We start from the raw sequence: 13,272 nt of genomic DNA, 5'->3' as shown, positions 1-13,272 counted from the left end.
CACAAATGTTTATAAAACTTATTTGTGAATTCGTGGCAATTTAAACTTTGTGCCTCCGCGCCTCTGTGAGGGACAAAAAACTTATTTACTCAACTCCGTAAAATACTTATAAAACAACGGAATCGTTGCAATCCCTTTCAAATAATTCCAAATCCCAAAATGCTCGTTAGGGGAGTGGATCGCATCACTATCCAATCCGAAGCCCATTAAAATGGTTTTGCTCTTTAATTCTTGTTCAAAAAGGGCTACAATAGGAATACTTCCTCCACTTCGCTGTGGAATTGGCGTTTTTCCAAAAGTTTCTTCATAAGCTTTTGAAGCCGCTTGATAACCGATACTGTCAATTGGAGTGACATAACCTTGTCCGCCATGATGTGGTTTTACTAATACTGTAACGCCTTTTGGAGCGAGGCTTTCAAAATGTTTCTTGAACAATTCTGTGATTTCTTCCCAGTCTTGATTCGGCACCAATCGCATAGAGATTTTAGCAAAAGCCTTACTCGCGATAACCGTTTTAGCGCCTTCGCCTGTGTAACCTCCCCAAATGCCGTTGACATCTAAAGTTGGTCTAATAGAATTACGCTCGTTAGTGGTGTATCCTTTTTCGCCATAAACATCTTCAATGTCCAAAGCTTTTTTGTAATCTTCCAATGAAAATGGTGCTTTTGCCATTTGCGCACGTTCTTCGTCTGATAGGTTTTCGACCTTATCATAAAACCCAGGAATAGTCACGTGATTGTTTTCATCATGTAAAGACGCAATCATCTTGGTCAATACATTAATTGGATTCGCCACAGCGCCTCCATATAATCCTGAATGTAAGTCTCTGTTTGGTCCAGTAACTTCCACTTCTACATAACTCAAGCCTCTTAAACCTGTAGTGATCGAAGGCGTGTCTTTCGAAATCATGCCCGTATCAGAAATTAAAATGACATCGTTTTTCAGTTTCTCTTGGTTCTTTTTTACAAATTTTGCGAGATTGACACTGCCCACTTCCTCTTCGCCTTCAATCATAAATTTGACATTACAAGGCAGTTGATTGGTGGAGGTCATGAATTCCATCGCTTTGACGTGCATATACATCTGTCCTTTATCGTCACAGGCGCCACGAGCGAAAATAGCGCCTTCTGGATGGAGTTCTGTTTTTTTAATGACGGGTTCAAAGGGAGGAGAAGTCCAAAGTTCGATTGGATCTGCTGGCTGTACGTCATAATGGCCATAAACCAAAACCGTTGGCAGATTTTTATCAATTATTTTTTCGCCGTAAACAATTGGGTAGCCTTCAGTTTCACAGATTTCGACATGGTCGCAACCTGCTTTTTCGAGGCTTTTTTTGACTTCCTCCGCTGTTTTTAGAACATCGTTTTTGAATGCAGAATCAGCGCTAACCGATGGAATCTTAAGGAGTTCCACTAGTTCATTTATAAATCGGTCTTTATTTTTTTCTACGTAACTGTCAATGTTTTGCATAATTAAGTTTTAAGTGATTTCCTCGTTCGAGAAATTCTGTTTTTTATGTAATTCAAAAGTACGAAAAATGAAGTGAATTTTCTTGGTCAAAGATATTTGTATATTCCAAAGAATGTTTATATTTGCATCCCGATAATAATCGGAGCCTATGCAGGTGTGGTGGAATTGGTAGACACGCTAGACTTAGGATCTAGTGCCGCGAGGTGTGGGAGTTCGAGTCTCCCCACCTGTACAGAAAACGAAGCTTCTCATTTTGAGAGGCTTTTTTGTTTTTAATGGGATTGGTATCCATGTCACGCTTTAGAGCGTGATGCCGGATCAAGTCAAAAAGTCATGGGTTTGAAGTTGCCCAAAATGTACAAATAAGCGCTTCAATTTATATAGCTTTTTTTTGTGGAATCCTCAAAAGCATGTTTTATAGAATAAAACAGCCATTCTCACCTCTTAAAAGATATTAGTTGAAAACGAAATATATAATTGTCACACGAGAATGACATATCAATTAATCAATACGATTTGAAGGGTCTAACAACCTATTGATTGTATAGTCTAAGTATCTCCACAAGCTCGGGTATAGACTGAATCCCTAATTTTTCAAAGACTCTATTTTTGTAGGTGCTTATAGTAGATGAGTGCAGATTCAATTGATTTGAAAGGTCCTTTAATGTCAGTCCCTGAACTAAACTATTAGCTATTTGTAATTCCCGATTAGAAAGGGTTTCTAAGGAAGAGTTAGGTGCTTGGTTGTTTTGTAACGAAACGGAAATCATAGATTCCCTTACTTCTTCGCTTATATATCGACCTGTGTTAAGCATTGCGTTTAATGCAAGATCAATTTTAGCCATAGAAGACTCCTTGTTCAAATACCCATCGGCTCCAATTTTGAGATAGCGTACGGCATAGAGTTGTTCATCTTGTGAAGAGAATACGAGTATTTTAATATGAGGTTGTTTTAACTTGATGAAATTAACAGCCTCTTGGAAAGAGCCATTAGGCATATTGACATCCAATATTACTAAATCAAAATTTTCTTTAGAAATTTTTACGTACAACGATTTATAATCATCTGCTTCAGATAAGTGAGACTGGGGTTTCAGTTGTTTAATTATCCGAATTAATCCCATGCGTACAATTTCATGATCATCCGCAACTAAAATGCGATCACTATTTTGCATATATATTTATTTATCGATTTGGGGCAGGCGTACAGTGACTGTTGTTCCCTTATTTTCTAAGGAGTCAATCTCTATAGTACCATTGGCCAAAAATACAAAACTTTGTACGATTTTTAGGCTTAATCCAGCACCTATTTCCCCTGCAGTACCATGGAATACGGGGTTTTCAAATTTATAAATCGAATTAAGATATTTTTCTACGATCCCTGTTCCAAAGTCGGTAACGGAAAGAACGATTTCATTAGCCTCTTCAACGGCTGTAAAGATAATTTCTTGACCCACATTTGAATATTTTATAGCATTATCTAATAGTTTGCTTAAGATGAAGGTTATAAGTACTTTGTCGCAAACTATTTGGAGGTTGCCATGACCTATAAAACTTAAGGAAATGTCTTTCTTTTTAAGTTTCTCTTCGAATGTTTCACGAAGCTCCTCGAATAATGGTTTAGCACTAAGAATATCTTGTTTTGGCTGGAAATTTCCATACTGGGTTTTTAGCCATTCACCAGTGTCTATTGCTGTTTGTAAATTTTTATTGGCGTCTTTTTTGATTTCAGGTAACATTTTAAAAAAGACCTCTTCAGTAATTATCTCGCTTTCATAAGCATCTATGATCCATGTTAGGCTACTAAACATTTGTTTGGTATCGTGAGAGATAAGGGAAATCCAACCCGTTAACAAATTAATTTCGTTCTTGAGGTTTTTATTTTCAATTTTTAAATCTTGAATTTGATCAGTCATAAGTTTGGGGCTTTAAAACTTGGAGTCTTTTTATTCAGTGATAATTTATTTTTTTTCAATCCACTTTCCAACCATATTCATCATAGTTTGTTTGAGAAGAGGTTTTGTAAGAAAATCATTCATACCAGCTTGGATGCACTTTTCTTTTTCGCCAGGCAGGCTTCCCGCTGTAAGTGCAATGATCGGTATTTCTATGTATTCTTTAAGACTTCTAATGGTTTTTGTAGCTTCAATACCATTTAGTTCAGGCATTTGTACGTCCATAAAGATTAAATCAGGTTTTCCTGATTTATATTCTGATATGGCCTCGATACCATTCCTAGCTTCAAGAAGTATGGCGTTAGGAACTATTTCCTTTAGATAGGTTTTGGCTAAAAGCATATTGATGGCATTATCTTCAACAATCAAAATTTTAATATTTTGCTTAATTTCTTCAATAGGATTAACAATGGTTTCTGTTTTTTCAGAATTAACCTTTATTTCATTTTTCACCTTAGATAGCACCTTATACATTAGGTTCATACGAATAGGTTTTACAAGTCTGTTATCTACCTCTAATTCGTCGCAAGCGTCTTGAAGTGTCGCATCGTCGGAAGAACTGTATAAAACGATGAAAGGGGACTCTGGAGTGAGCTTCTTTATTTTCCGAATGGTCTCGATGCCATCCATCACCGGCATATGGTAGTCCATAATGATAACATCAAATTTACTATTATCCATCATGGTCATTAAAGCCTTCATGCCGCTATTGGCTTCTGTAACTTCGATACCTTTAATTTCAAGCATACGTCTTAAAATCCTTCGGTTATTATCATTATCGTCCACAATCAGAACCGTCTTAATTCCTTCCAGGGACATCTCAACCTCTGAGTGTTCGGTATCCAAATCTAAATCAAAGAAAAAATGACTGCCTTTTCCTTGTTCACTTTCGAGCTGCAAAGTACTATCGGATAGACCCAATAATTTATTGGAGATTGTTAAGCCCAAGCCAGTACCTCCAAAGCGTTTAGTAATACTTCCGTCTTCTTGAGAGAAAGCATTAAAGATTTCTACTTGTTTGTCCTTATGAATTCCTATGCCTGTGTCACGGACGCCAAATCGAAAGCGCATTTTATTATTGTCATAATTTTTAAGCAACTTGACGTAGACTTTAATTTCACCCTTTTCTGTGAATTTAAGAGCGTTGCCTAAGAGGTTTACGAATATCTGTTTTAATCGCATGCCATCCGCCCATATATAGCGTGGAATTGTTTGATCAATATCTATCAGCATTTCCAAGCCTTTTTTATTAAAGCCATAGGACACAATATTAAAAGCTTCAGACACCACTTCTTCAATATCAACTTTGTCAATATCTAGTTTCATCTGATTTTTTTCCATTTTAGAAAAATCGAGGATATCGTTGATGATGCTATATAAAGATATGCCCGATTGATTGATGATTTTTAAATATTGTCTTTGAGTATCGTCAAGTTGGGTGCCTAGGGCTAATTCTGTAAATCCAATGATTCCATTTAATGGGGTGCGAATTTCATGACTCATATTGGCCACAAATTCTGATTTAGCCAAATAGGCTTCTTCAGCAGCTTCTTTGGCTTTTAAAAGCTCATCATCCAGTTTTTTGCGTTCCGTAATATCCACACCATTTGCAATGATTTGTTTATTGCCTGCAAGGTCTTCCTCCAAGGAGCTCATAAACATCCATATAGCTTTAGTGCCATCTTTCTTTATGATTGTCATCTCTCCAGAGGCCTCGCCATCAGTTTTCATTATCTTTAAGTAGCTTTTGACATTTTCGCGTTTTTCGGGTTCATTGAGATCAAATATTGATGACCTAGAAATTTCTTCTCGTGAATACCCTGAGGCTTCTAGTCCGGCTTTATTGATGTTAATAATATTGCCTTCCAAGTCCATTACCGTCAAAATACCATGTACGTTTTCAAATAGATTTCTGAATTTAAGTTCGCTTTGAGATAAAAGGTTTTCCCGTTCAACATATTCACTAACGTCTCTACCTATGGTATGAACTTGATTCGTTTCTAAATCGGGCGTGCACGTCCACTCAATCCATTTGATATCATTTGATTTTGTAAGGTATCGGTTCGTAAAATTTTGAAGCGGTATGCCTTTGGCAAGGTCGATTAAAGCGTTTAAAGTTTCTTCTTTATCTTCGGGATGAACAAAATCGATAAAAACAGATTGCATAATTTCCTTGTCTGTCCATCCTAAAGTTTTTTCAAATGCAGGATTAATTTTAATGAATTTACCACTCGTTGTAAATATGCCTAATAGGTCATCAGAATACTCAAATAAATAATCTTGATTGTATAAACGTTGTTCTTTCTCTTTAATTTTTACCCACCGATTTATTTGCTCTATCGATTTGACAAGAAATGTAATTTGATGTTGGGTTAGTTCACGGGCTTTTGTATCAAATATATTTAAGCTTCCTATAACCTTGAGGTTAGAGTCCGTGATGGGGAAGGCAGTGCTAAACTTGACATCAATATGATTAACGGTATGGGCTGGGGGTATTTGATTTTGGTGGTTTATCGATAAAGTCGGCTTTGGGTAGGTATTAGGCAACAGCCATATTTTTTTTATTGAGTTATCACTAGTGCCAATGAGATATGCTTTGTCCTCGCTAAATAAAGTGATAGTACATATAGATACCTCAGTTATGCTAACGACAGAATAAATTAAGAAATCAAATGCCTCAGCATATCTGTTTTGAAGTACAACAAGTTTATCTGCTGCATCTGGAACCACTGCATTATGCGTTATGATACTTTTTTTCATGGCGCAAAAATATTCAATTAAAGAACAGTAAAACTATAAATTACATAAGTTTTCATTTCCTGTAATTTTATAGATATGTCTTTAGGACTGGGAGAATAATAAAAGAAATTTCAGACTTTCTTAGAGATTTTATCTGAGTTACTTCAAGAATTAAAAGCACTAAATTGGACTTGGATAATGCAAATGAAAAACCCTATCATTTGCGTGTGAAACTTTTATAGGTTGCATGATGAGATGTTGATGAAGTTTGGTTTTAACTTTTTTCCACTATGTGAGATTTGTTCCTAGGAAGTGATCCACTTTGTTGGTTCATCAAATATATAACTGTAATGAAAGATAATTGCATCACGATATTAGGACATTAATCCCATTTTGGAGCCTAGCCATTTCCGTAGCATTTCTGCCAAAGTGAATTGAAGGATGGGCTTAGTTAAATAATCTGACATACCTGCAGCAAGACACTTCTCTTTTTGTCCGGGAAGGCTTCCAGCCGTAAGTGCTATGATAGGAATTTCTATGTGCTTCTCCAAAATTCTTATCTTTCGTGTAGCTTCAATTCCATTGATTTTGGGCATCTGTATGTCCATAATAATGAGGTCTGGCTGTTCTTTTTTATAATGTTCAACAGCCTCTTCTCCGTCAACTGCTTCTATAATACGTGCCTTTGGAAGCACTTGGTTAACAAATATTTTAGTGAGGGTCATATTAATAGGATTGTCCTCAGCGATCATAATCGTCATGTTGAAATCCATGTCTTCCTTCTCTTCAATAATCACATCGTCGATTTCGTCGGAAGTGGTGTATTGTAAGTCTTCCAAGGCCTGATACATTTGACTCATTCGGATAGGTTTGACCAACCTTGCTTTAATCTCCAATTCGTCACATGCTTTTTGTAAATGCTCGTCGTCGGATGAGCTGTACAATACTACAAATGCGGGTTTTGTTTCCTGTGTAGCCTGCAGTTCCTTTATCTTCTTAATGGTTTCGATGCCGTCCATTATCGGCATGTGGTAGTCCATTATGATCACTTCAAATCCTGGGTTGTCCATTATGGTTATTAATGCCTGTAAGCCGCTGTCAGCCTCTTCAATCTCAATGTTTTTAATTTCCAACATCCGTTTTAATATCCTTCGGTTGTTAGTGTTACCATCTACTATGAGTACCTTTTTGATATCCTTTAAGGAATGATCTATCTCTTCATTTTCTGTCTTAACTTTTAGGTCGAAAAAAAAGTTGCTTCCGTGCCCTAGCTTGCTCTCTAAGCGTAACTCACTATTGACAAGTGCCAGAAGTTTATTGGAAATGGTTAAGTCCAGGTCAGTGCCGCCATATTTATTAGTGATATTGCCGGCTTCCTGCGTAAAAGAATTCAATATTTCTTGTAACTGATCCTCATTAATACCAATGCCAGTATCTTTAACTGCAAATCTTAAAAGCATTTTGTCATTTCCATAATCGTCTAAAACCTGTACCGAAAGCTTTATTTCCCCTTTTTCAGTAAATTTCAGAGCATTTTCCAGTAGGTTAATTAAAATCTGTTCTAGTCGCATCACATCAATCCAAATGTTTTTTGGAATATGGGGATCCATATCCAACAACATTTCCAAGTTTTTCGTTGTCACGCCAAAAGATATAATGTTCAAAGCATTTGACAACACTTGCTCCAGTTCCACTTTATCAATTTTCAATTTCATAGGATTGTTTTCATCTTTGAGAAATCGAGGATATCGTTGCTGATGCTATATAAGAATTCTTCGGACTGATTGATAATCTCCAAGTAGTGGCGTTGGGTATCGTCCAATTGAGTTCTAAGTGCTAATTCAATAAATCCAATAATAGCTTGTTTTCCATTATTTTTAATGATAGCGATTTTGTCTAAAGCTTGTCCGCTATACTCAAGTGCTATTAAAGATGCTGGGATTAAGTTTTCCATTTTTTTGGATTGACTATTCATTCAAAATATACTTAGCGCAGTAAATGTAAAAATATAGTTGATATAAGTTTATTATAGTGCCGTAAAGCTGTAAATAACGTTGATCGAGTAGGTCGCCTTCTCTTTAGATAACAAAGTCTGGGCAGCGCTTGCAGAAATAGTATACATCATATTCAAATTTTTATCGAGAACCGGCGTGCCATTGGAAATAATCAGTTGGGAGGTTTGGGATAAAGTAACCTTATGCACATCTCCATCTACGCCTATTTGTAAAATTCTTGAAGGTACATCCGACTGTATGCCTGACTTATTGAAATATGGGAATTCCGATTTGACATAAAGCTCATAAGTTTCATTGTTTGAAAGTTGTATCTGATTGGAGATGATTCTGGATTTACCATGTTGATAATCTGTAGCCGTATTGAATTCAAGACTCACCTCATTCCCTGGCATCGGGATGGTAATTTCAGATAAGGGAAGGACTTTAATGCTTACGTCGGTTTTATGAATGTCTGAATCATTGCTGGTAGTGCTTTTTGCATCCAAATTTATTTGAAAATTATAAATTCCCGCATTAAAGAAGTGGTTCCTAAAATCGGATTCTGAGATGGAAAATTGAAGGTCAAAATTATGTTTTCTACCTGCGACAACCAAAAATGGGTTATTAGGCGTATGGTTTTTCCAATTGGCGGATAGTGGAGCGGTTATAACCTTAGGATAAGTGCTTCCCAGTTTCAATAAACTTACCTCTCGCGTTGCCTCCACACCATTGGAAGAGGTGTATTTAATTGAGGAGGAAGCAGTCTGGGCCCAAAGATTAAAATTAATGGTGTTTGATATTTCAGCGGCTCCGATAGCATCAAAAGTACGAGTGCCTCCCGATCTAAATTGATTTAAGGATGTAATTTCATGAGTTTTGGTAGGCATGTTAGAAAGCCATTGGATCGGTTGGGTATAAGGAACAACAAGAATGATATTGAAGCTGTTGGGAGTGAAATAATTCTCATAGTTGTGATTAATAGTCAGCTTGTACTCTCCTGGTTGAAAAATATTGTTCTCAAAAGCAGCAGCTGGAATTTTAAATTTAAAAACAACATTTCCTGAACTATATTTTGATCCATTGCTATAAGGTTCATACCAAGATTGTGGGCTAGTAGAAAACGATTTATAACCAGGTTGAATATCATGAACATGGTAGGTAGGTTGTTGTCCCCCAATATTATCAAGTTGCCATTGCAATACCGAAGTAGGAAGACTAGCCCCTGATGCATTTTCTTGCAAAAACCTACTATTTAGACACCACATATTCGGCGTTTCTTGTTTGTCTATCCATCTCGTATTGCTTCCCGTGTTAAACACAGTTCGGGTTACAGAAAAATCCGTTTTGTTATTAATATTACTTATTGGTATCTCTATTCTAACGTCTTGGGCCATGGTTAAAGCTGTGGCTGCCAATAGTAAAATCCCACCTAAAATATATTTTTTATAAGCTCTCATGTCTATCTAAATTAAAACTTTTTCACCTTAATTTTGGTGTCTTTTTTCTGGTATTCAAAAACCAGGTTTTCTGAGTCATCTGTATCTTCAATCACTATGGATTGTTTTGGATTGATAAAACTGAAGGTATCATTTTCAATATAAATCGCGTATGTGCCAATCTTTAAAAAAAATTCAAACTCACTGTTTTGGTTAACCACTGTAGTTTGTATAGCGCCTTCCTCACTCTTCGCATACACAACAATGCCTGAAACGTCGGTATTTAAAACGTCGTAGGCTTGCTTTACTTCAACTAGTTTTCCAGTGATCCTAATGTTTTTTACCAAGCCAACTTGTATATTAATATTTTTGTTCACCTCAATTAGGGGGGTCTTCATCAAGCGTGAACCAGCACTTTCATTGATCTTTAATTTATAACTTCCTTTGGGAACATTCTGAAAAGTTACTTTTCCGTTTTTATCGGTGATCGCCGTATGGTCATCAAGTTTAACAATTTCATTGGCCAGCACGGCTTCATGGACATCGCGGATGCCATTGTAGTTTTTATCTTCAAACAGTTGAAAGCTCACTTTGTGGTTTCCAATGGCGGTAGCTCTCGCAAAGTATTTTTTAATACCTATTCTAATTTGGTAATTATCGCCACTGTAGCCATTAGCATTAGTAGAGCTGTAGTCCGAATAATTAGCATAGCCAGTAGTGGACCAGGAAGTCGCTATTTTGTATTCTATATTTCCTGTGAAATTGTTGCTTTTATTTTCATAAAGTCCCGAATAATTGATGCCTGCCGAAATGGATCCTGATAAGGTAGTATTTAAAACTAGGAAGTTATAGCTGGTATACACATTGTAATTTTCAAAGTTTTCACCGCTATTAAAGTTGTAATTCAGGTCAAATACACTGATGGGATTGTATTGTGCAGAACCATTGATAGAAAAATTCTTGAAACGGTAGGACATTGTTGACCTAAATCCCTGAAACCAATTTGGACTGCGATCTTCTTTTGAATGGGTAAATTCTGTAGTAAGATTGAAGCCATGCTGGCCAAAAGCAGTCCCAATATTGCTGTAAAGACGGTAAGTCAATAAATCATGAGATATGAAATTGAAGGTTGCTTTTTGCCGTTCTATTTGTGGCGATAGTAGAAAGTTCCAGTTCTTTACATTAAATTGATAGCCTACTTGTGCCGATTGTGTGCTATTGAAATATTCAGGTCTGTTGTACAGGGTCTGCCCATATTGGAAATTCAAGTATTCGGGCTGTACTTGCGAATTTCGATATAGAAAAAATAGCCGTTGCGTGTTCGAGATTTGATGCCCGATGCGGTGATTAAGGTTGAAGGATCCTCTGCTCATTCCTGCATAGCCACTCGTGGTATAAGTGTTCAACGATTGAAAATCCCAATGGCCTAAGCTGGTGTCGTAGTTTAAACCCACAGAGGCTCCAGAGTTTTTGTCCTTTTGTATCCATCCAAACTCATGGCTTAGACCTACTTCGGTTCGGAATCGATGTTGATCATTAAGTACAAAAGCGGACGCAAAGTTGGTTACATGTGTTTCAATGGCCTGTCTCGGGTCGTGATCATAAACGTAGGACCATTTCCCATTAAAGTTATTTAATGCACCAAAACTGTATTTGGCACCTGCCATTTTAGCACTTTCATTCTGCGGAAAATAGCTGCCATAAAGATGGTAACTGTTCTCCAGACCAATAATTTCAAATTCCTTTCCAACCCCTATTTCGGTAGAAATTTTTGCGCCTCTTCCGGAAATGGAATAATCATAGTCATTAGCATAAATATTTCCTATTCTGGCCAAGCTCTTTTTACTTTCGACTTCTAGCCAAGTGTCATAAAGATTATAAAGTCCATCTTGAAGATAGTAATCTGCCGCGAGGTTGAAACGTCCTTGAATATTTTCTGATGCAGAAAACTCGGTGTTGCCTCTTAATTGCATATAATTAAAGCCAGAACTATTTTCATTATAATTGACTTCGGCAAAGTTGGTGCCGCTGACCGCACTGCTCGCGCGACTTAACTGTCGGTTGTGCGATAATACTACAAGTTTTATATAGCTGCTTCCCACGTTCTCATTGTTGGTAAGGTCGGTAGCTCTTACCTGAATATTATAATCAGGAAATAAAGTGTTTTGACGCCTTATGGAAATTGTAATTTCTATCAGTCTTTTTTCTTGACCTTCTAAGGAAATGGTTTGTTGCCTTGGCGTCATCTCCAAGTCCTCAGGAGAGGATTGAAAATCGAGCCTTATGCTGCGTTTTGAATAGCCTCGGTTTTCCACAAACATAGTGATGATGGTTTCAGGAGTATCTGGATTGATGTAATTTTCGCGCGAAAAGGGTATGATAGCAATGTTTTTTTCTTCAGGCTTTTTTAAGCTGAAAGAAGTACTGATGTTTTCGACACGCGCCATCGAACTATATGTGAGATTAAAAGTGATGGCGTTGGCCTGAAGCATCATAAAATCCAAGCTTGCTATAAATTTTATAGGGAAACGCTTGGTCTCATCAGGAAGAATGTCAAAATTAGGTTTGGGTGCTAATAATAACCCAGGATATTTTAATTCTGGAGCCAGTTTGTCAATGGTAATATTGTTGGCGCTTCGGTTTTTTATAACCAGGAAATTGGTGAAGGTGGACCCTTTTTGGACAGCAATACTGTCCGTTTCAAAATGAAAATCCACTTCCCTTACCTCTTGACTATAGACATAAGAACACGGCAGAAAAACAATCATGCAAAATGAAAGGAGCTTTCTGATTAGAGTTTTGGGAATATGGAGTGATTGTTTCAAGAATTAAATTAGAAATCGAATGTTTTTTCTCCTACTCTTAAATCATTGGTGCCAGACATTTTAATTATGGTGACGCCCAAATATTGTCCTGAAATAGATGTTGGTAAAGTAAAGTAGATAACTTGCTCCGTTCCTGGCATGGAAGACATCGCTTTGGAATCCAATTTAATTTCCTCACCAGTCTCAGTATTCGTCAGTTCAAATTGTACAGTGGCATCGTTTACGATATTCCCATCATTGATAACGCTAACGGCGATCTTTTTTTCTTGAGAAATGGCATCATTAATCTCTTCAATAGCAGTGATTTCCATGCTATTTATTTGATTACCAGTCGGCGTATAATACACATGGAGTCCAAACTCAAATAGTGCGATGATGCCTATTCCGTTTTGCGTTTGGGCTTTATCGGCTTGTGTTGAAATTTGCGTGAAAAACAGCATACTATTGGTCAATGCTGATGGTGACGCATCTTTAGGAATGGTCATGGTAACTAGAATCTCTTGAGTAGATTTCGCCGGAACGGAGACCGTGTTTTCAAATGTAGAAATCCAAGAAGCATTGGAGGTGTCTAAACTGCCTGGTTCAGAATAAATTTTATTGCCATCTAGTTCTCTTTTCCAGTCTTTAACATTAATATTAAAGACGTAATCTTTATCAGAACTATTGTTCAAAATTACCGTTTCCGTAACCTTTTCTCCTGGATTTCCAGTTAGAAACAATCGGGTGGGAGACATAGAAACGCCTTGAGAAAATCCAGAAGTCGTCAATGTGATTAGAAAGCCAAGAGTCAAAAAGAATTTAAAGTGATTGGGCATCATAGGTGTAGGTTTTAATTTAAGGCTGGTGAAAAAAA

At 36.9% G+C, this 13,272-nt stretch carries 9 protein-coding genes and 1 tRNA gene; 1 reads left to right on the top strand and 9 read right to left on the bottom strand.

The window, feature by feature from the left end; genetic code table 11:
* Nucleotides 1-81: 81 nt before the first annotated feature.
* Complete coding sequence (locus tag ABIQ28_RS14860) at nt 82-1,470, bottom strand: dipeptidase (RefSeq protein WP_348038684.1); 1,389 nt, start codon at nt 1,468-1,470, stop codon at nt 82-84.
* 150 nt (nt 1,471-1,620) lie between these two features.
* On the opposite strand from ABIQ28_RS14860, the gene ABIQ28_RS14855 reads away from it, so the two are divergent.
* Nucleotides 1,621-1,702: transfer RNA gene (locus ABIQ28_RS14855), tRNA-Leu, on the top strand.
* Nucleotides 1,703-2,003: 301 nt separating this feature from the next.
* Here ABIQ28_RS14855 and ABIQ28_RS14850 read toward each other — a convergent pair.
* From ABIQ28_RS14850 to ABIQ28_RS14815, 8 genes are all read right to left on the bottom strand, one after another.
* The gene (locus ABIQ28_RS14850; RefSeq protein ID WP_348038682.1) at nt 2,004-2,645 is read right to left on the bottom strand and encodes a response regulator transcription factor; all 642 of its coding nucleotides are present in this window, start codon (nt 2,643-2,645) and stop codon (nt 2,004-2,006) included.
* Nucleotides 2,646-2,651: 6 nt separating this feature from the next.
* Nucleotides 2,652-3,386, bottom strand: a complete 735-nt coding sequence (locus ABIQ28_RS14845; protein WP_348038680.1) for a HAMP domain-containing sensor histidine kinase — start codon at nt 3,384-3,386, stop codon at nt 2,652-2,654.
* A 45-nt stretch (nt 3,387-3,431) separates the two neighbouring features.
* Nucleotides 3,432-6,185, bottom strand: coding sequence for a response regulator (locus tag ABIQ28_RS14840; RefSeq protein ID WP_348038677.1), 2,754 nt, complete (start codon nt 6,183-6,185; stop codon nt 3,432-3,434).
* Between the two features lie 353 nt (nt 6,186-6,538).
* A complete protein-coding gene (locus tag ABIQ28_RS14835) occupies nt 6,539-7,879 on the bottom strand; it encodes a response regulator (RefSeq protein ID WP_348038675.1) in 1,341 nt (446 codons plus the stop codon).
* On the bottom strand, nt 7,876-8,118 hold the full coding sequence (locus ABIQ28_RS14830; RefSeq protein ID WP_348038673.1) for a histidine kinase dimerization/phospho-acceptor domain-containing protein: 243 nt from the start codon (nt 8,116-8,118) through the stop codon (nt 7,876-7,878). Before ABIQ28_RS14830 ends, ABIQ28_RS14835 begins: the two co-directional genes overlap by 4 nt.
* Nucleotides 8,119-8,190: 72 nt before the next feature.
* Nucleotides 8,191-9,615, bottom strand: a complete 1,425-nt coding sequence (locus tag ABIQ28_RS14825) for a hypothetical protein (protein WP_348038671.1) — start codon at nt 9,613-9,615, stop codon at nt 8,191-8,193.
* 11 nt (nt 9,616-9,626) lie between these two features.
* Nucleotides 9,627-12,311: a hypothetical protein gene (locus ABIQ28_RS14820; RefSeq protein WP_348038669.1), complete on the bottom strand. Its 2,685-nt coding sequence runs from the start codon at nt 12,309-12,311 to the stop codon at nt 9,627-9,629.
* A gap of 116 nt (nt 12,312-12,427) precedes the next feature.
* Nucleotides 12,428-13,272 (bottom strand): hypothetical protein (locus tag ABIQ28_RS14815; protein ID WP_348038667.1); only part of this gene is annotated, 845 nt, incomplete at its 5' end.

Source organism: Gelidibacter sp. (genome assembly GCF_039916245.1).
Lineage (GTDB): Bacteria > Bacteroidota > Bacteroidia > Flavobacteriales > Flavobacteriaceae > Gelidibacter.
Note: the sequence above shows the minus strand (reverse complement) of the source record. Positions and strands in the feature narration are given on the sequence as shown.

What these genes read in the sequence shown, in the direction of transcription:
- ABIQ28_RS14825 (WP_348038671.1), bottom strand. Translation starts at nt 9,615, where the DNA reads ATGAGAGCTTATAAAAAATATATTTTAGGTGGGATTTTACTATTGGCA.
- ABIQ28_RS14845 (WP_348038680.1), bottom strand. Translation starts at nt 3,386, where the DNA reads ATGACTGATCAAATTCAAGATTTAAAAATTGAAAATAAAAACCTCAAG.
- ABIQ28_RS14830 (WP_348038673.1), bottom strand. Translation starts at nt 8,118, where the DNA reads ATGGAAAACTTAATCCCAGCATCTTTAATAGCACTTGAGTATAGCGGA.
- ABIQ28_RS14850 (WP_348038682.1), bottom strand. Translation starts at nt 2,645, where the DNA reads ATGCAAAATAGTGATCGCATTTTAGTTGCGGATGATCATGAAATTGTA.
- ABIQ28_RS14860 (WP_348038684.1), bottom strand. Translation starts at nt 1,470, where the DNA reads ATGCAAAACATTGACAGTTACGTAGAAAAAAATAAAGACCGATTTATA.
- ABIQ28_RS14840 (WP_348038677.1), bottom strand. Translation starts at nt 6,185, where the DNA reads ATGAAAAAAAGTATCATAACGCATAATGCAGTGGTTCCAGATGCAGCA.
- ABIQ28_RS14835 (WP_348038675.1), bottom strand. Translation starts at nt 7,879, where the DNA reads ATGAAATTGAAAATTGATAAAGTGGAACTGGAGCAAGTGTTGTCAAAT.